General features: G+C 59.7%; 26 protein-coding genes. 24 read left to right on the top strand and 2 right to left on the bottom strand.

Annotated elements, in window-relative coordinates:
- Positions 1-202: 202 nt before the first annotated feature.
- From PAF17_RS18885 to PAF17_RS18980, 20 genes are all read left to right on the top strand, one after another.
- Positions 203-682: a hypothetical protein gene (locus tag PAF17_RS18885; protein WP_271890636.1), complete on the top strand. Its 480-nt coding sequence runs from the start codon at positions 203-205 to the stop codon at positions 680-682.
- 101 nt (positions 683-783) lie between these two features.
- On the top strand, positions 784-987 hold the full coding sequence (locus PAF17_RS18890; RefSeq protein WP_271890637.1) for a helix-turn-helix transcriptional regulator: 204 nt from the start codon (positions 784-786) through the stop codon (positions 985-987).
- A gap of 431 nt (positions 988-1418) precedes the next feature.
- Complete coding sequence (locus PAF17_RS18895) at positions 1419-2036, top strand: GntR family transcriptional regulator (RefSeq protein WP_271890638.1); 618 nt, start codon at positions 1419-1421, stop codon at positions 2034-2036.
- Positions 2037-2215: 179 nt separating this feature from the next.
- Positions 2216-2497 carry a hypothetical protein gene (locus PAF17_RS18900; RefSeq protein WP_271890639.1) on the top strand — a complete coding sequence of 94 codons (282 nt, stop codon included), beginning with the start codon at positions 2216-2218 and terminating at the stop codon, positions 2495-2497.
- Positions 2498-2586: 89 nt separating this feature from the next.
- The gene (locus tag PAF17_RS18905; protein ID WP_271890640.1) at positions 2587-2823 is read left to right on the top strand and encodes a DNA-binding protein; all 237 of its coding nucleotides are present in this window, start codon (positions 2587-2589) and stop codon (positions 2821-2823) included.
- Between the two features lie 63 nt (positions 2824-2886).
- Positions 2887-4092 carry a phage portal protein gene (locus PAF17_RS18910; RefSeq protein WP_271890641.1) on the top strand — a complete coding sequence of 402 codons (1206 nt, stop codon included), beginning with the start codon at positions 2887-2889 and terminating at the stop codon, positions 4090-4092.
- Entirely contained in the window at positions 4079-4468 is a 390-nt protein-coding gene (locus PAF17_RS18915; protein WP_271890642.1) for a hypothetical protein, read from the top strand. The genes PAF17_RS18910 and PAF17_RS18915 overlap by 14 nt, the downstream gene beginning before the upstream one ends.
- A complete protein-coding gene (locus tag PAF17_RS18920) occupies positions 4468-5988 on the top strand; it encodes a phage major capsid protein (protein ID WP_271890643.1) in 1521 nt (506 codons plus the stop codon). Before PAF17_RS18915 ends, PAF17_RS18920 begins: the two co-directional genes overlap by 1 nt.
- On the top strand, positions 5988-6347 hold the full coding sequence (locus tag PAF17_RS18925; protein ID WP_271890644.1) for an HNH endonuclease signature motif containing protein: 360 nt from the start codon (positions 5988-5990) through the stop codon (positions 6345-6347). The genes PAF17_RS18920 and PAF17_RS18925 overlap by 1 nt, the downstream gene beginning before the upstream one ends.
- A complete protein-coding gene (locus PAF17_RS18930; RefSeq protein ID WP_271890645.1) occupies positions 6344-6817 on the top strand; it encodes a hypothetical protein in 474 nt (157 codons plus the stop codon). The genes PAF17_RS18925 and PAF17_RS18930 overlap by 4 nt, the downstream gene beginning before the upstream one ends.
- A complete protein-coding gene (locus PAF17_RS18935) occupies positions 6817-7281 on the top strand; it encodes a hypothetical protein (protein WP_271890646.1) in 465 nt (154 codons plus the stop codon). The genes PAF17_RS18930 and PAF17_RS18935 overlap by 1 nt, the downstream gene beginning before the upstream one ends.
- A complete protein-coding gene (locus tag PAF17_RS18940; protein WP_271890647.1) occupies positions 7278-7586 on the top strand; it encodes a head-tail connector protein in 309 nt (102 codons plus the stop codon). Before PAF17_RS18935 ends, PAF17_RS18940 begins: the two co-directional genes overlap by 4 nt.
- Positions 7586-7996 (top strand): HK97-gp10 family putative phage morphogenesis protein, encoded by a 411-nt coding sequence (locus PAF17_RS18945; RefSeq protein WP_271890648.1) that lies wholly within the window; start codon positions 7586-7588, stop codon positions 7994-7996. The genes PAF17_RS18940 and PAF17_RS18945 overlap by 1 nt, the downstream gene beginning before the upstream one ends.
- The gene (locus PAF17_RS18950; RefSeq protein ID WP_271890649.1) at positions 7993-8412 is read left to right on the top strand and encodes a DUF3168 domain-containing protein; all 420 of its coding nucleotides are present in this window, start codon (positions 7993-7995) and stop codon (positions 8410-8412) included. The genes PAF17_RS18945 and PAF17_RS18950 overlap by 4 nt, the downstream gene beginning before the upstream one ends.
- Positions 8409-8726 carry a phage head closure protein gene (locus tag PAF17_RS18955; protein ID WP_271890650.1) on the top strand — a complete coding sequence of 106 codons (318 nt, stop codon included), beginning with the start codon at positions 8409-8411 and terminating at the stop codon, positions 8724-8726. Before PAF17_RS18950 ends, PAF17_RS18955 begins: the two co-directional genes overlap by 4 nt.
- Complete coding sequence (locus PAF17_RS18960; RefSeq protein ID WP_271890651.1) at positions 8723-9109, top strand: phage terminase small subunit P27 family; 387 nt, start codon at positions 8723-8725, stop codon at positions 9107-9109. Before PAF17_RS18955 ends, PAF17_RS18960 begins: the two co-directional genes overlap by 4 nt.
- Entirely contained in the window at positions 9109-10761 is a 1653-nt protein-coding gene (locus PAF17_RS18965) for a terminase large subunit (protein WP_271890652.1), read from the top strand. Before PAF17_RS18960 ends, PAF17_RS18965 begins: the two co-directional genes overlap by 1 nt.
- A complete protein-coding gene (locus PAF17_RS18970) occupies positions 10762-12993 on the top strand; it encodes a tape measure protein (RefSeq protein ID WP_271890653.1) in 2232 nt (743 codons plus the stop codon). It abuts the gene before it with no gap.
- Positions 12993-13340 carry a phage tail assembly chaperone gene (locus PAF17_RS18975; protein ID WP_271890654.1) on the top strand — a complete coding sequence of 116 codons (348 nt, stop codon included), beginning with the start codon at positions 12993-12995 and terminating at the stop codon, positions 13338-13340. The genes PAF17_RS18970 and PAF17_RS18975 overlap by 1 nt, the downstream gene beginning before the upstream one ends.
- Positions 13337-13849: a hypothetical protein gene (locus PAF17_RS18980; protein ID WP_271890655.1), complete on the top strand. Its 513-nt coding sequence runs from the start codon at positions 13337-13339 to the stop codon at positions 13847-13849. The genes PAF17_RS18975 and PAF17_RS18980 overlap by 4 nt, the downstream gene beginning before the upstream one ends.
- A 579-nt stretch (positions 13850-14428) precedes the next feature.
- Here PAF17_RS18980 and PAF17_RS18985 read toward each other — a convergent pair.
- Together PAF17_RS18985 and PAF17_RS18990 are read right to left on the bottom strand one after the other, a co-directional pair.
- Entirely contained in the window at positions 14429-14815 is a 387-nt protein-coding gene (locus tag PAF17_RS18985; protein WP_271890656.1) for a hypothetical protein, read from the bottom strand.
- A 241-nt stretch (positions 14816-15056) separates the two neighbouring features.
- Entirely contained in the window at positions 15057-15248 is a 192-nt protein-coding gene (locus tag PAF17_RS18990; protein WP_271890657.1) for a hypothetical protein, read from the bottom strand.
- A gap of 113 nt (positions 15249-15361) precedes the next feature.
- On the opposite strand from PAF17_RS18990, the gene PAF17_RS18995 reads away from it, so the two are divergent.
- The 4 genes from PAF17_RS18995 to PAF17_RS19010 all read left to right on the top strand — a co-directional run.
- The gene (locus tag PAF17_RS18995) at positions 15362-15634 is read left to right on the top strand and encodes a hypothetical protein (protein WP_271890658.1); all 273 of its coding nucleotides are present in this window, start codon (positions 15362-15364) and stop codon (positions 15632-15634) included.
- Positions 15631-15840, top strand: coding sequence for a hypothetical protein (locus PAF17_RS19000; protein ID WP_271890659.1), 210 nt, complete (start codon positions 15631-15633; stop codon positions 15838-15840). The genes PAF17_RS18995 and PAF17_RS19000 overlap by 4 nt, the downstream gene beginning before the upstream one ends.
- A complete protein-coding gene (locus PAF17_RS19005) occupies positions 15837-16031 on the top strand; it encodes a hypothetical protein (RefSeq protein WP_271890660.1) in 195 nt (64 codons plus the stop codon). The genes PAF17_RS19000 and PAF17_RS19005 overlap by 4 nt, the downstream gene beginning before the upstream one ends.
- Positions 16032-16267 (top strand): hypothetical protein (locus tag PAF17_RS19010; protein ID WP_271890661.1); only part of this gene is annotated, 236 nt, incomplete at its 3' end. It lies immediately after the preceding gene.

Here is a 16267-nt window from a genome sequence, read left to right on the forward strand (position 1 = left end):
TCGGTGATCTGCGCGACCGCGTCACGCTTGAACTCGGCGCTGAAATTGCCTTTGCCCATCTCGGCCTCCTTGCCTCAAAATTAGGGAAGAAGGCGTCTACGAATCTAGGGGCTATTCAAGGCGATGCGTAGCATTCGGCTCTCTTACCGATCCAAGAGGTGAAACACTCCTTGCCGAGATAAGTATCCGTAGGGAGTTTGGAATGCCTTATCACGAGGTTACTGAGCCAGTCTGCGTGTGTGCTAACTGCGCTGAATTCGTTGGTGAGGAGGCATTGTCGCAAAGGACGCAACTAGGCGGAATGGCGTTCGATCTGCAAGAAAGAGATTACCTTCTTGAGCATGCAAAGCTGCACGGCGGCGAAGAATTAGAGGAGCTTGTTCAGAGAGCCTTCGACGCCGGATTTTCATTTGCAAGAAATGTGGGGGAATATCAAGCGAAGCGGTCAGTCGAACCGGCTGCGCTTAAGGCACATTCAATTCTCGCGGCTGCCAGCGCTGGTGGTCTGGCAAGGGCTGCGAGCACCAAAGCGCACCGTGAGGCCGTTATCAATGAGATGGCCAGATTGATTGATGAGGGGAAATCCGCTTCGAGTGCGGCCCTTATTGCCGCCAATCGCGGCATAGGAAAAAGCCAAGCTGCAAATCAAAAGGCATGGCAGAGGCACAAACCTGGGACATAGCCCCGCACTGTCCTAATTCTAATAGGGACAATGCCCGCCACTGTCCTATCTGATCGCACCATTATTCCTTCACGTTGCACAGCAAATGAAGGAGTGCCCCCATGCAGCATCATGCTGTTTCGCCCCACACCCGCTACATCCGCCGCCCAGACGTTGAGGCGCTGACCGGCCTCAGCACTTCGACGATCTACAAGCTGATGACCGAAGGACAGTTCCCCCGGCAGATCAAGCTGACCCGCAAGGCCGTCGCCTGGAACGAGGCCGAGATACTCGACTGGCTGGCCTCGCGCCCCACTGTAGCGTGAGGGCAAATATGACTCAGCAGTCAAAGAAAAACCCCGGTGCGCTTGCAGGCGCAACCGAGGCTGAGGAAATCAAAGTATCACCCAAAGCCTACCTATGGCGGAATTCTTTCGCAAGCATGAGTTTAGGCGACAGACTGAACATTCGGCCAGAGGGTTGGTTCCATATTCGTAAGGTCGAAGGCCAGACGGTAATTGATATATACCGGAACGGCAGCTTGGACGAAGTAGTGACCTGTATATCACCTGGTCACGCGAACCGGGTTCGTCAGAAACTGACCGATATGGGCATGGGTGGATTGGCAGAGGGGGAAGCCTCATGGCCAAACCCTTGACGCGACAACAACGATGGCGTCGGGAAAACCCCCGGCGCTACGCGGCACACCTCTATGTCGAGACGCTAAAACGGCTTGGTGTGCTGACCCCGCAACCATGTGAAGTTTGCGGCCATCTTAGAGCCGAGGCGCATCATCCAGACTATAGCCGACCCGGCGAAGTTCAATGGCTTTGCCGCAGGCATCATCGCCAACTGCATGCGCGGGAGGCCAACCGTGGGGCGTGACCGAAAAGGCGAACGAAAACCACGCGGCAAGATCGCCATAATGCATCTAACGCTAATGCAGTCGCCCGCCTGGGTCACGTTGTCATGCCAAGCCAAGGCCCTGTATCCGCTCTTGCTGATGGAGTGGAAAGGGCCGAAAGCAAACAACAACGGCCAAATCCAGTTGAGCGTGCGGCAAGCGGCTGAGAAGCTAAGTATCGGGATCAATACCGCAGCCCGCGCATTCCATGAACTCCAAGCTCACGGCTTTCTGGTGGTGCAGCAAGCCGCTGTGCTGGGTGTCAAAGGTCAAGCAACAGCGCCGGAATTCGAGATCACAGAGATCGCGATGCCCGGCAGGCAGGAAGGCCGAAAGCTGTTCAAGGACTGGAAGCCCGGTGCCGATTATCCGGTGCAGAAGGCTGCTGTTCACAACCCATCAGGTGCCACCAAAAAACAAAACCCTGTCATCAGATTAGTGACGGCCCGTCACCATAGGAGTGACGTCTAAATGGTCAACGTCACCAATGCAGTGACAGGGCGTCACCGGAGCAGTGACGAAACCCCTGTTCTGGCACCCCCTGCCTGTCACCAGAGCAGTGACACCCTTATACCTACCATCCCCCCTAGGCGCTGTGGGCGAAGACCAAGCGACCAGCGGGGGAGCCTGACCGCTATGGAGGCATCGACATGAACGACACGACGAAGCCAATCACCGTTGACAGCCTGATCACCGCCATGAGCCTGCTCAACTCGACCCGCTGCTTAATGACGGTCACCGATTGGCAGAACCCCGCACACGTCGCTGCCGCGCAGGAAGGCGTAGATGGGACCATCGAACTGGTGATGCTGATGCTGGAACAGGTGGCCGACGACCTGGGATGCCGAGTTGAGGCGAATGCGCGCATCAAGGCAGGCACGGATCGCACATGGTCGATCATCGCGGATCATCAGAAGGGCGGCAGGGCATGACCCGGGGGGTGGGTCTGAACTTTGGCCCTGGCTTGGGGACCGGCGCGGGGGGCAACGCGCAAGATATGTCAGAATTGGAGTTTTCAAACATGAGCAGTTTCGACATGAAGGCAACCAGCATGCCGCCTCTGGATCGCTGGCGTCTGGACGAGGTGCTTGAACCTGACCGTCACCTTTGGGGCCTGCCGGAAATCGCTTGTGTCGCTGGCGTCAGCGTTGACACAGTGCGGCGTTGGCATCGCGACACCGATGCACCTATCAGCAAGCCTGGTGGCCGGTATTATTCGACGCGGCGCGCGATCAAGAACTGGCTAAAGTCCAGCTAAACCAATGCTTTGCTAGGTTCTGCAATCTGATGTTGCGCGCGTTTCAACAGTATGTTGGGTCACATGAGATTGTGGCCCTTCACCCGAAAGGCGGAAACGCCTGAACAGAAATCGCTTGCTTCGCCCGATGCGGCGATGGAGGCGCTATTTGGCGTTTCGCCAAGCAGCCACGGCATCCCGGTAAGCCAGCTTCAAGCGTTGAAAGTGCCGGTTGTCGCAAACGCGATCCAGCTTATCAGCGAGGCGGTTGCATCGCTTGATGTTCATGTGAAGCGGATCGACGGCGATGCAGAGATTGACGTTCCCGATCATCCCGTTCTGGATCTGCTGCGCAACGAGGCCAACGAATGGACAACCGGCTTCGAACTGATCCGCCAATTGGTCGCGGATGCACTTATCTCGGATGCTGGCGGCCTGGCATGGGTCAATCGCATCAACGGCGAGGCCCGCGAGATTATCCGCTACCGGCAAAACGTGCTGGCCTTCGATGTCGATATGGAGACCGGAGAGCGGAAATACCTGATTGCCAATCGAGCGGTTCCGGCGCGCGACGTGATCCACCTTCTGCCGCCGCTGGGCCGTTCACCGATGACGCTGGCACTGGATGCAATCGGCATCGCCATCGCTCTGGATAGGCACGCGGGGCGTTTGTTCACACGCGGCGCAAAACCATCTGGCGCGCTGAAATTCCCGAAGGGCATTGGCGAGGAAGCCGTGAAGAAGATCCGCGCTGCCTGGCGGTCGACCCACGAGGCCGAGGACTCAGGCGGTCAGACGGTGATCCTCTATGACGGCACCGAGTTCGAGCCGTTCACCTTCACCAGCACTGACGCGCAATTTCTTGAAAACCGGCGGTTCCAGATCGAGGAAATCGCACGGGCGTTCAATATTCCCGCACCGATGGTTGGCGACCTGTCCCGCGCGACGTGGAGCAACAGCGAACAGAAAGGCCGCGAGTTCCTGTCCTACACGCTGGAACCGTGGCTTCGCGGGCTTGAGGGCGCTTTCAGGCGGGCGCTGCTGAACGATGCCGAGCGTCAAACCCATATCGTCCGCTTCGACCGCGACGATCTGACAAGGGCCGACCTTTCGACCCGCGCGACCGTGATCAACAGCCTGATCGCCAGTCAGACCATCAACCCCAATGAGGGCCGCGCGTGGATTGGCCTGCCGCCACGCGATGGCGGTGACGAGTTCCGCAATCCGAACATCGAAACCGGCGGGGCAAACCCAGAAACAGAAACCGGGAACACCGATGCAACTGAATGACATTCTGGCAGAGGCACAGGACCATGATCGAGGCCGAGATTTCGACCTTCTGGACCCTGTGACCGGCAAGGCGACCGGCATAACGCTTCGGATCGCTGGACCCGACAGCGCCACGCAGGCGCGCGCCCGTCTGCAGATGATGGACGATCTGGCGGACATGGCCGATGGCGAAGGCCGTGTGAGTGCCACCAACCGCGAAAAGGCCCGTGTGAACAGTCTGGCGCGCTGCGTGCTGGGCTGGGACGTGAAAGAGGATGGTGAACCTGTCCCGTTCACCCACGCCAATGTGGTGCGCCTTCTGAGAGCCGCGACATGGGTGCAAGCGCAGATCGACAGCTTTGCCTCTGATCGCGTGGCATTCCGAGGGGGCATCTGATGGATCGTATCGAATTCAAAGCGCAGATCACTGTTGCCGATACAGGCGAACTGACCGGGGTTGCGTGGCCCTTCGGCACACCTGACCGCGTGGGCGACGTGATCGAGCGCGGGGCATTCGCGAAGTCACTGCCCCCCCTGCCGATGCTGGCAGGACACGACCAGACCCAGACCGTGGGCGTCTGGGAAGAAATCACCGAAACCGATGAAGGCTTGACCGTTAAGGGCCGTCTTCTGGTGGAGGATGTGCAGCGCGCGGCTGAGGTTCGTTCGCTGATCCGGGCGGGTGCGCTTCGCGGCCTGTCCATTGGTTTTGCATCGCGCAAAGCCCTGCCGCGCAAGGGCGGCGGTCGCACGATCAGCGACCTTGAACTTCTGGAAATCAGCGTGGTCGCGGTGCCTGCCCACCCCGGCGCACGGATCACGTCAGCAAAGGGAAATGCGATGACGGAACTAACCGAACATAACCAACAGCCGGACTTTGCGGCTCTGGAAGCCAAGATGACGGAACTGGAACAGAAGGCCGACAACTCGGACCTGATGGCACGGCTGGACAAGCTGGAAGCCAAGGCGAACCGGCCACAGGGCGAAACCAGGGCCGACGATGGCGCCACGGAGCAGAAAGCCGCCTTTGTCGAGTATCTGCGCACCGGCAAGGTTGCTGAAAAGGCCCTGACCACGGCCAGCGACACGGCCAACCATGTTCTTGCGCCCGAACAGATCGAGGCCGATTTTATCCGCAACCTGGTGGAATTTTCGCCCATCCGGCAAATTGCCGATGTGCGTTCGACTTCTGCGGCAACCCTGATCCTGCCCCAACGCACGGGCGTCACCAATGCCGCATGGGTTGGCGAAACCACGACGCGCACCGGCAGCGAACCGACCTTCGATCAGGCCGAACTGGCGGTCAAGGAGCTGGCTACCTTCGTGGATATTTCGATGCAGCTGGCCGAAGACAGCGCCAACGTGCTGACGGAAGTGAACATGGCGCTGGCCGAAGACTTCGGACAGAAGGAAAGCGCCGCGTTCGTCAACGGCGCATTGGCGCTTGAACCTTCGGGCTTCATGGCAAACGCCGACATCGTTGCGACCGATAACGGCAGCACGACTGCAATCGACCCAGACGCGCTGATCGGGCTGATGTATGCCCTGCCCGCGACCTATCGCAACGCAGGCACCTGGGTCATGAACGGCGGCACACTGGCTGCAATTCGCACCCTGAAAGACGGTCACGGCAACTATCTGTGGCAGCCCAGCTACCAGGCAGGACAGCCCGAAACGATCCTTGGCCGTCCCGTTGTCGAGGCCGTGGACATGCCTGACATTGCCGAAGATGCCGAGCCGGTGATTTTCGGTGACTTCAAGCGCGGCTATCGGATCTATGACCGCCTGTCTCTGGCCGTGCTGGCCGATCCCTACACGGTGCGTGTCAACGGTCTGATGCGCTACCACGCGCGCCGCCGTGTCGGTGCCGGTGTGGTTCGACCGACCGCGCTGCGCAAGCTGGCAATGTCTGTCTGATGCCGGTGCGTGCGCCTCGCCTCTGCTCTTGTGGCAACCGGGTGCCTTCGGGTGGCCGTTGCCCTTGCGAGGTGAAGCGCACATCAGAGCGCAAGGCACGCTTTGACAAGACCAGGCCGAACAGTAGCCGGCGCGGCTATACGGGCGCGTGGGAAAAGGCCCGCAAGGCTTTCCTGCTCAGGCATCGCCGCTGTGCGTTCTGCGGCGACCATGCCGATCTGGTGGATCACAAAATACCGCATAGGGGCGACCAGTCTTTGTTCTGGGATCGGGACAACTGGCAACCCCTTTGCACCCCCTGTCACTCCGGCGCGAAACAACGACAGGAGCGCCGCCAACCTCATGAGGTTAAACAATGACGATTTATGCGACAAACGGCGCGAAGCTGTATATCGGCGGGGCGCTGGCTTCACAGGCAACAGACTTCGTTGCAACGGATTTCGATGGCGAAACCTGGGTGGAAATTGGCGAGATCGAAGCCCTTGGAACAGTGGGCGACACCTCAGCCGAGATCACCTTTGACAGCATCTCTGCCAACCGCACACGCCGCCTGAAAGGCACGCGCAATGCGGGCGCGATGGAGGTGGTCTGCGGCATCGATTACGAAGACCCCGGCCAGATCGCCCTGATCGCGGCGGAAAAGACCATTCACGACTATGCCTTCCGCATCGTGATGAATGACGCCCCATCGGGCGGCACGCCATCAGAACGCCTGTTCATTGCGAAGGTCGGATCTGCCGCCGAGGCGCTGGAAACCGCCAATAACGTGATGAAGCTGAACGCCACGCTCTGGGTCAATTCCAACGTGGTCCACGTGGACGCCGCCTGATGCTTTACCCGACTTCCGGCAGCAGGTTGTTCATTGCGGACGCCCCGACCGGAAGGGACGGGGCAATTCCTGCATCTGGCTGGGTGGAGATCGGGGAAACCGAGGCACTTGGCCTTCTGGGCATCGAATGGCTGACGGATGAAGCCGAGATCGCAGAGGACATCGACCCGACTGCGGCACTGGTGAACTGGACAGCCAAACGCGCACGGCGGGCCAAGCCCATGCAGGTTGTCATGGGCAACGACCCAACAGACCCCGGCCAGATCATTCTGACACAGGCGGCACAGTCGATGGACCATTACCCGTTCCGCATCGACTTCCCCAATGGCGGGCCAAGCCGTCAATGGCTGGCACAGGTTGTGTCACTGGCCGACGCCTTCGACGCCGCCAATGGCGTGGTGCGATTGCAGGCAGAACTTTTGCCCAGCACCAGCACGGGCATTCAGCGCAGCGAGGACACATGATTGTCAATTTTTCCGACCTATGCGCACAGGCAGGCGTGACTGGTGACGCCCCCAAGGACGATCTGATGTCGCTGCAATCCAAGGGGGATGCCGCCCAGAACCACATTGAGCGAATGCTTGGCTATCGCATCGAGGCAGAGTTTGGCGGCGAAGATCAGGAACCGATACCCGAGGCGCTGAAAGAAGCCGTCCTGCAACTGGCCTGCTGGTGGTTTGAACATCGCGAGGCCGTCAGCGACCGCGACAAGCGTTTGCCCTATGGGGTGGACGAACTTGTTGCGGCCTATCGCGACTGGACGTTCTGATGTCGGATGATGGCGGTCTGATCAGCTTTCAGCGTCGGATGCAGGCAATCCCGAAGCAGGCACGCGATGCGATCAAGCCAGCCTTGATGAAATCGGCCTATGAGGTCGCTGACATCATGGAAGGCATGGCCCCCGAGGATACCGGCGATCTGATCAACAGCATTGCCGTTACCGGCCCCGGACAGGCGACCCCACCCTATTCACAGCCGGGCGGTTCAATGGTGGTTCCCGAGAACGCAGCGGCGATCACAGTCGGCAGCACAGACGTGCGCTATGCGCATCTGCAGGAATACGGGACCAGCAAGACCCCGGCAAAGCCGTTCTTTTGGCCCGCCGTGCGCATGGGCCGTAGCGATGCAATGAAGCGGATCAAGCGCGCCATCGGCAAGGCGATCAGGGAGGCAAAATGAGCGTTGATCTGGAAAGCCAGAAAGCCCTGCGTGCGCGTTTCACGACCACGGCGGCAATCACGTCGCTGGTGCCAGCATCCAGTATCCTGGACACCAACCAGCGCCCTGCCCCGGTGCCTTCCATCATCATGGGCGAAAGCCAGGTGGTTGACGAGGGAACCAGCCTGAAACGGCAACACAGCCGCGTCTATCACACCCTGCATGTCTGGACCCGCGAAGCGTCACTGGAAGGCGTCAAGGCGATCTGCAGCGAGATCCGGCGCGCTGTGCAATTCGGCCCCCGCCTGGTGATGGCCGACCCTTACCATTGTGCCGATCTGCGTGTGTCGCAGGTCCGCACCCTGCGCGACCCTGACGGCGAACATTCACACGGCATCGTCACGGTCGAAGCCCTTATTTCGGAGGCGCTGACATGAAGGCAGGCAGGCTGACAGAAGAAGTCAGGATCGAGCGGGCAAGCAACACGCTCAATGAATACGGAACGCCGATCACGACTTGGGTGACACTCTGCACCCTGCGCGCGGAACGGGTGGAGCAATCCACGACCGAATATATCCGAAACTACGGTGCCAGCGATGAAGATGTGGTGGTTCTTCGCGCCCGCTTCTTTGAGGGCATCACCAATGCCGACCGCCTGATCTGGCACGGCCAATCCTACAACATAAACCAGACTGTGCCGATTGGACGCCGCCAAGGCGTGGAACTGCGCTGCGTGAGGATGGACCCATGAAGGGAACAAAGCCCGAGTTGCGACAGGATGCAGATGCCCTGACTGATCTGGCCGCGCCGAAATGGCTGGCCAAAGATGCCCGGACGGAATGGAACCGCGTTATGCCGATCCTTGCCGACCGGCGCATTCTGACCGATGCCGATCTTGGCGGACTTGAGAACTACTGTATTTGCATTGGTCGCGTTCGCGAGACGGAAAAGCTGATCCAGTCCGAAACCGAGGCGGAAATGCAGCTAAAGCTGATCCGCGTGCAGGATAAGGCGATGGCATCAGCGCGCCAGCTTGCGGCTGAACTTGGCCTGACGCCGGTAAGCCGTTCGCGCCCGGTGATCCGCGAAGAAGACGATCAGGACAACACCCCTAACCCTCTGGGGCTGACTTGATGGCCGGGACATTCCCTGAATGGATCTATGACGGTTCGGACATTCCCGATCCGTTCGGCCACGGGGAACGTGCCGTCACCTTTTTGCGCGCGCTGCGGCATCCCAAATCCATTTTGCCCAATCGCGCTTTCCAACTCGACCCCTGGCAGGAACGCATCGTGAGGCGCATTTACGGGCCGCGCCACGAAGACGGCACGCGCATCGTCAATACCGTTGCCCTGCTGCTGCCACGCGGCAACCGCAAGACCTCGCTATCGGCGGCACTGGCGCTACTGCACACCATCGGCCCCGAGCGCATGCCCGGCGGTGAAGCAATCTTTGCGGCGGCGGATCGCAAGCAGGCCGGTATCGGATTCAGGGAAGCAGCTGGGATCATCCGCGAAGACAAGCGGCTGGTTTCGGCAGTCGGGATCTATGACGCACATAACGCGCCGAAAAAACTGATCTACCGCAAGGAAGCGTCCTATCTCGAAGTCATTTCCGGCGATGGCGGGCCACAGCATGGCCGAACGCCTGGCTTCGTGCTGGCTGACGAAATCCATATCTGGAAGGGCCGCGACCTTTGGGAAGCCCTGACCACGGGCTTGGAAAAGATCGATGACAGTCTGCTGGTGGTCGCCTCTACAGCAGGGCGTGGACAGGAAACGCTGGCGTGGGATTTTTTCGAGGATGCCCGCAACGTGGCGCGCGGCAAGGTCGATGATCCATCAATCCTGCCGATCCTGTTCGAAGCCGACCGGCGCGAAGATTGGGAAGACGAAGACCTTTGGCATCGGGTGAACCCCGGCCTGCAACACGGCTACCCGAGCCTTGCCGGGTTTCGCCGCCACGCCAAACGGTCACAGCGCAGTGTCGGGGATCGGCAATCCTTCAAGCAGCTCAAGCTGAATATATGGCTGGATGCCTCAACCGACCCGTTCGTGGACATGGACATTTATGACGCGGGCGCAAAGGACTATGACCTTGACGCGTTGCGCGAAGCGCCTTGCTGGCTGGGCGTTGACCTGTCTTCGACCGTTGACCTTTCGGTCATTGTGGCCTGCTGGCGACTGGCTGATGGCTACTTCGTCAAGCCGTGGTTTTTCTGCCCGCAAGAGACCGTGGACGGCAAGGCCGAGGGCGACACCATGCTGGACGATGAAGGCGGCGTGAGCGCCCGCGAGGATCGATCTGGCGCGCCCTATCAGGCATGGCAGGAAGAAGGGCTGATCACCGCCACAGCCGGTTCGGTGATCGACTATCAGGAAATAGAAACGAAGCTGATTGACCTCTGCGAAGACCTGAATGTTCAGGAAATCGCGTTCGATCCGCACATGGCCCGGCAGGTGCAACCGAAGATCCTGGAGGCAGGACTGCCCGCGGTGGATTTCAGGCAGGTGCCGTCCCTGATGATGCCTGCGGTTCTGGAACTGGAAAGGGCGCTTCTGGGCGGTGAGTTCTTTCACGGCGGGCATCCCGTCCTGCGACACTGCTTTGCCAATGTCGTCGTGAAGCGCAACGACCACGGGCATGTGGTCAAGTTCACCAAACCGAAGAAGTGGCTATCGATCGATGGCGCTGTTGCCTCTGCGATGGCGGTGGCGAGGGCGGCGGCTGGCGATGGTCTGACGACAAGCCAGACATGGTTCAACGATGATATGTGGGTGGCATAAATGAGTGCAGAAGAACGCCTTGTGGTGATGCTGGAAGCCCGCATTACCGAATTTGAAAAGCGGATGCAGAAGGCCGAACAGCGCGGCACCAGGACCTATCAGAACCTGCGGCGCAATTCCCGCTCTGCAACACGAAACATGGAAGCCGACATGATTCGGTCAAGCACCGCGATCAATCGGGCGTTGGCCGCGACGGCGGCACGCATTGGCGCATTCGGGGCGGCGTTTGCCAGCTTGCGCGGGGTGCAGGGCTATAACCGACTTGCCGACGCTGCAACGGCAATGGCCAACAGCCTGCGCGTTGCCGGGCTTGAAGGGGCGGAACTGTCCCGCGTCTATGAACGGTTGTTCGGATCGGCACAGCGGAATTCGACCCCGATCAATTCGCTGGTGGACCTCTACAGCAAGATGGCCCTGGCGCAGAACGAACTTGGCGCTTCAACCGAAGACCTGCTGACCTTCACCGACAATATCGCTGTGGCCCTGAAAGTCGCAGGGACCGACGCCACAACGGCAAGCGGATCGCTCTTGCAGCTTTCGCAGGCACTTGGCGGGGGCATCGTCCGGGCCGAGGAATTCAACAGCATTCTGGAAGGCACACCGACCATTGCGCAGGCGGTCGCGCGCGGTCTGAAAGAGGCAGGCGGATCTGTTGCCGAGCTGCGCAAGCTGGTGGTCAACGGCGAGGTTTCCAGTCAGGCATTCTTCCGCGCCTTCGAGGCCGGTTCAGCCGAACTGCAACGGCAGGCGGCGACTTCGCAAACCACGGTCGGGCAGGCAATGACACGGATCGGCAACAGCCTTGTCACTGTGGTCGGAGAGTTCGACCAGGCGTCAGGGGCAAGCGCCGGTCTGGCGGGAATGATCAGCGACCTGGCATCGGGGATCGACAGGTTCGACGCCGCTGGCTTCGTGGCTGAAATCAGGGATATTGCAGAGGCGTTCAGCGAGGCCGAGGATGCCGTTTCAGGCTGGCTGCGGAGAATGGCAGATGCCCAGACGTTCAGAGGATTGAACGAGCTTCTGGGAGTCACCGAGGGCGGCGAGATCATCAACCCGGATGTTCGCGAAGCAGAACAGAAGATCGACCTGCTAGAAGGCGAGATCGGCGACCTGCAAGCGCAGATCGCAAACAACACAGAACTTGGCTTCGACAACACCGAGGCCATAGCGCGACTGCGTGAGGTTCGGGCGGAACTTGCAGCAGTCAGAGCCGAAGCAGCTAACCTGCCCCGCCACGTCGCTGGCCTGAAACCCGATGGCAGCGTGACCTATAACATGGCCGACACCGGCACCGGCATAACGGCCTATGACGCACCGCCCAAGCCTTCCACGCCGGTCAGCACACAGGACTACCCGGCAGGCGGCACTGGCGGCGGCACGGCCCCGTCCGGCAGGTCTGGTGGTGGGCGTTCGGGCGGCGGTGGTAGCGCAAAGTCCGACGACTATGCCCGCGAGGTTCAGGCGATCCAGGAGCGCACCCAAGCCTTGCAGATCGAAGCTGCGCAGCTTGTTCTGGTGGCAAGCGGCGAACAGGACCTGGGCGATGCAATGGATTACGCCCGCAAGAAGGCCGAACTTCTGCACGCAGCCCAGCAGGCGGGAAAACAGATCACCCCGGAACTAGAGGCCGAAATAAACGGGCTGGCAGGTGCCTATGTGCAGGCCGGGCGATCCGCCGAGGATGCCGCCGACAAGCTGGACGCTATCGAAGAACGCAGCAAGGCAGGCAAGGACGCCATGTCGGATCTGTTCGGATCGATCATCGACGGGTCAATGTCGGCGCGGGATGCCGTGGCGGCGCTGCTGGTGGAGATCGCCAAAACGCAAATGCTGCGTGGCATCATGGGAACGCCCGGCATTGGTGGTATTGCTCAGGGCCTTGGCGGGCTGCTTGGCTTTGCCAGTGGCGGCTACACCGGTTCAGGCGGCAAATACGAACCTGCAGGCGTGGTGCATCGCGGCGAGTATGTCATGAATGCCGAGGCCACCAAACGGATCGGCCTAAGCACACTGGATGCTCTGCAGCGTGGCACGGTGAACAGTGGCGGCATGGCAGCAAGTGGCGGCACATCGCGCGTTTCCATCGATCTGGGACCGGATCTTGTGGCCCGTGTGCTGGAACAATCGCACGACGACAGCGTGAAGATTTCGCAGCGCGCCATCTCGACCTATGACAAGTCGCTGCCGACCCGCGTGCAACAGGTCAATCGCAACCCGAGGAAACGCTGATGGATAGGCTGGGCAGACAGCTTTGCGCGGCGCTGGAAGGCCGCTTGAAGGGCCGCACGGTCTATGTGCCTGATGCCGGGGCGGAACTGCTAGACGCATTCCTCGCCTTGTCCCGTGCGCGGTCCTGCGGACCCAATGGCCCGAACCCGATCACATGGGAGGCGATAGACGCCTGGTCGCGCGTGATGCGCGTGCCGATCCTGCCACGCCATGCGGAAACCATCATGGCGATGGATGCTGTCTGGATGGCCCATGCGATGCAGCGAACGCCCGAAGGTGTGAAGACCCTGCCCCCCATGTCGGAACACTCCCTTACCACGGGAGCATTGGACGCGATGATCGGATGAAACATGTGAACCTCGATCACGACACGCCCGCCATCCGCCGCAAACGCCAGCGGCAGGAACGGGACGCTCGACGCGGTGAACTAGGCCCTGGCCGCTATTCCGCGCTGGTCAAGGACTTGGCAGGCACCATCCGGTTGGCATTCGAAGCTGGTGCCACCGCATCACTGTTCGGTCTGGAAGGCCCCTTGCGCCACGGCATCCGCGCCGATCTGTGCCTGCAGGGCTGGCCGTGGACCAAGGCGGATCTGATGGCCCGTGAGATGCTGGAAGATGCGTTTCGTGTGGCACGGGCGGTGCGGCCAAGCTGGGAAGAAGGACAACAGGAATGGGCAATTCACGCCGGAACCCTGATCGAGCGGACCCGCTGCGTTCGCTGTCACGGCCCCTTGCCGGAGGGGCATTACAAGTTCTGCAGCAACAACTGCGCAGCTTCGCACAGTCGGGCGCTGGGGAGGTTAAGGGAAGCACAGGAAGATCGTGCGGTGAAGTTTGCGACAATCTCGATCTGACCCATCGCTGCGAATATTGCAGCGCCGAACTACCCCCCGGATCGACGGCACGGCGAAAATATTGCGGCGACACCTGCGCGCAAGCGCACCGATCACAACTTGATCGCGAGGCGCGTCATGCCGCGAGGGAAAGCTGGACCTGCGCGCAATGCGGCAAGGCCCTGCCCAAGCGTATGCGGAGCGATGCGGTGTATTGTAGCAGATCCTGCATTGCCGGTGCGCGGCGAGACAGGATTGTAGCTGCGGCAGCCCCGATGACATGCGACCATTGCGGGACCATGTTCAAGCCTGACCGTCCCAAGCGCCGGTATTGCTGCCATCAGTGTTCGATTGATGCGACAAAGCGCCGACAGGATATCCCTTGCAGCCAGTGCGGGGAAACTTTCCACCCCAAGACCGACACGGCACGGTTCTGTTCGGCATCCTGCGCCGCAAAGGCGAAACACGCCAGTGGGGTTCTGCGACACTTCCCAAGGAAGCTGACAGCAAGAAGGCTGGATCGGCTGTTTGATGACATCCGACCCAAGCGCCCCTATCGCAAACGGCTGACGGTCGCGCGCCTCGACAGGTTGCTGGGCGTCAGTTCGTGAAAGCATCCACGAGATTGAGGACCGCCAGAATTTTGCGTGTGCTGCTGTCTACGCGATAGATGTGATTGTCGTCGCGATAATAGTCCCAGCCCCTGCGATACTCCAAGTCATGACGGCGGGGATCGCGAATGATGCGATAGTCACCCACACGGAGGATTTCGCCCGCGACGGGATAATGGCGCACATTGCCTTTCTTCGCTTGGCCGGGCGGAACACATGGCGGGTTTTTCTTCGCCAGTCCGGGCGGGCAATTTGCGGCGTATTGAGGCGATGCGCGATGCTTGTCATTCTTGACCGCATGTGAACGACCGTGCTTCCCGTTCCCGTTGCCTTTTCCCTTGCCAGGGTCGGCAAACGCTGGAAGCGCAACTGCCATCGCGACCACCATCGTCGCGGTTGTAAGATGCCGATGAAGTTTCATGCCTTCACTCCGTCTGTATAGCTGCCCCGCCTTAACTCGTGGGAACGAGAATAGCTGCATCACACTTTCATACGAGCGGGGTTTTGCCGAAATGCAGTTGGCTGAGAATTCGCTTATCCAACTTGGATGTGCACCCCGGCGAACAGCAGGCCGCCATGTGGGCCGCTGCGAACGCGGATCAGCTTGCCGAGGCGAGTTAATCCCGCACCACAACTCGCCCGCGCCGTTCTTCAAGGAACACGCGGATCATCTCTGGGCGGGACGGCACTGGGTCAAGCTGTTCGCGCTGCTTGTCCAGCCATTCCAAGACATCAGGTTGCAGGCGGACGCCAACTAGCGTGCCTTTTCCTGTCGGCTCGGGACCGCGCTTGCCTTTTCGTGTTAACACAGTTTTTCCTTGCGAGAACTAATAAACTTTGTTAACACAGTTTTCGGGTCGAGGGGAAGCACCACCTTCCCGCCCGACCCTAACCGAAATCCGATCTTAGAAGGAGATCGAGAATGGCTAACACTTGCCATAACGCTACCGGCGTGCCTGCTGCAAGATTTTCAAATGCACATGGCGAAACTGACGCCTCAATCACAAATCTGCTTGGCCTGGCAACCGCACTACGCGACATTGCCAGTGAAACTAATGCAATCGACCACGCCCACCGCGATGCAGCGCCGTTGGCTGCGTTGATCCAGTGTGTGGAAGAAAAGGCGAAAGAAGTCGCCCGCCTACATGAGATCGCCTTCCGCGTCTACAGTGCTGAAAAATCGGAGGCAGTATGAAGACGCTAGAGGATTTGCACCGAGACGCTCTTTTCTTGCATGCTTTCGCGCAGGGAGTGGAAGAATTGTTCGACACTATCAAGACGGAAAGCAGCCCAGCTTCGAACGCAATGCCAGCGTTTTTCGAAAGCCTGATCGAGCGCGCCAGCAGACTGCAGGGTGATATTGAAGCGCTAGATGAAGCAACACGAGGAACACGCAAATGAGCAGTCTCAAGGCACACATAGCCGATCAACAAGTGGCTGCACACTTCCTGATCGGCATTATCGAGGCGATGGAAATTTGCCATGACAGCGGTCGGCAAAAGGATTCAATGCTACCGCTGATCGTCGTGGCTAAAGAATATGCTGAACGGCTTGGGAACAGTCTCGACAGCATCAATTTGCCTGACAGCTGAATGAACGAATCTTCCCGCTGGTTCCGTATTGTTCCCATTTCAGTTGGGGGAACTGGCGGGGGAAGCCTGCAAGCGGGCTCAAAAATTCTAACGTTAAATCAATATCTTGCAGGAAGTAGTGGCGGAGCGAGAGGGCGTCATAACAGAACACCTAAAAACCAATTTCACCCAACATATGCTGGACTTTCCCACATTCACCCCCCGAAATCAATGGCATTTCCGCCACACAGGTTCAC

Source organism: Paracoccus onchidii, from assembly GCF_028294535.1.
Lineage (GTDB): Bacteria > Pseudomonadota > Alphaproteobacteria > Rhodobacterales > Rhodobacteraceae > Paracoccus > Paracoccus onchidii.

Excerpts from the sequence above, each read along its gene's own strand:
- PAF17_RS18885 (WP_271890636.1), top strand. The coding sequence starts at position 203 with ATGCCTTATCACGAGGTTACTGAGCCAGTCTGCGTGTGTGCTAACTGC.
- PAF17_RS18890 (WP_271890637.1), top strand. The coding sequence starts at position 784 with ATGCAGCATCATGCTGTTTCGCCCCACACCCGCTACATCCGCCGCCCA.
- PAF17_RS18900 (WP_271890639.1), top strand. The coding sequence starts at position 2,216 with ATGAACGACACGACGAAGCCAATCACCGTTGACAGCCTGATCACCGCC.
- PAF17_RS18905 (WP_271890640.1), top strand. The coding sequence starts at position 2,587 with ATGAGCAGTTTCGACATGAAGGCAACCAGCATGCCGCCTCTGGATCGC.
- PAF17_RS18910 (WP_271890641.1), top strand. The coding sequence starts at position 2,887 with ATGAGATTGTGGCCCTTCACCCGAAAGGCGGAAACGCCTGAACAGAAA.
- PAF17_RS18915 (WP_271890642.1), top strand. The coding sequence starts at position 4,079 with ATGCAACTGAATGACATTCTGGCAGAGGCACAGGACCATGATCGAGGC.
- PAF17_RS18920 (WP_271890643.1), top strand. The coding sequence starts at position 4,468 with ATGGATCGTATCGAATTCAAAGCGCAGATCACTGTTGCCGATACAGGC.
- PAF17_RS18925 (WP_271890644.1), top strand. The coding sequence starts at position 5,988 with ATGCCGGTGCGTGCGCCTCGCCTCTGCTCTTGTGGCAACCGGGTGCCT.
- PAF17_RS18930 (WP_271890645.1), top strand. The coding sequence starts at position 6,344 with ATGACGATTTATGCGACAAACGGCGCGAAGCTGTATATCGGCGGGGCG.
- PAF17_RS18935 (WP_271890646.1), top strand. The coding sequence starts at position 6,817 with ATGCTTTACCCGACTTCCGGCAGCAGGTTGTTCATTGCGGACGCCCCG.
- PAF17_RS18940 (WP_271890647.1), top strand. The coding sequence starts at position 7,278 with ATGATTGTCAATTTTTCCGACCTATGCGCACAGGCAGGCGTGACTGGT.
- PAF17_RS18945 (WP_271890648.1), top strand. The coding sequence starts at position 7,586 with ATGTCGGATGATGGCGGTCTGATCAGCTTTCAGCGTCGGATGCAGGCA.
- PAF17_RS18950 (WP_271890649.1), top strand. The coding sequence starts at position 7,993 with ATGAGCGTTGATCTGGAAAGCCAGAAAGCCCTGCGTGCGCGTTTCACG.
- PAF17_RS18955 (WP_271890650.1), top strand. The coding sequence starts at position 8,409 with ATGAAGGCAGGCAGGCTGACAGAAGAAGTCAGGATCGAGCGGGCAAGC.
- PAF17_RS18960 (WP_271890651.1), top strand. The coding sequence starts at position 8,723 with ATGAAGGGAACAAAGCCCGAGTTGCGACAGGATGCAGATGCCCTGACT.
- PAF17_RS18965 (WP_271890652.1), top strand. The coding sequence starts at position 9,109 with ATGGCCGGGACATTCCCTGAATGGATCTATGACGGTTCGGACATTCCC.
- PAF17_RS18970 (WP_271890653.1), top strand. The coding sequence starts at position 10,762 with ATGAGTGCAGAAGAACGCCTTGTGGTGATGCTGGAAGCCCGCATTACC.
- PAF17_RS18975 (WP_271890654.1), top strand. The coding sequence starts at position 12,993 with ATGGATAGGCTGGGCAGACAGCTTTGCGCGGCGCTGGAAGGCCGCTTG.
- PAF17_RS18980 (WP_271890655.1), top strand. The coding sequence starts at position 13,337 with ATGAAACATGTGAACCTCGATCACGACACGCCCGCCATCCGCCGCAAA.
- PAF17_RS18985 (WP_271890656.1), bottom strand. The coding sequence starts at position 14,815 with ATGGCAGTTGCGCTTCCAGCGTTTGCCGACCCTGGCAAGGGAAAAGGC.
- PAF17_RS18995 (WP_271890658.1), top strand. The coding sequence starts at position 15,362 with ATGGCTAACACTTGCCATAACGCTACCGGCGTGCCTGCTGCAAGATTT.
- PAF17_RS19000 (WP_271890659.1), top strand. The coding sequence starts at position 15,631 with ATGAAGACGCTAGAGGATTTGCACCGAGACGCTCTTTTCTTGCATGCT.
- PAF17_RS19005 (WP_271890660.1), top strand. The coding sequence starts at position 15,837 with ATGAGCAGTCTCAAGGCACACATAGCCGATCAACAAGTGGCTGCACAC.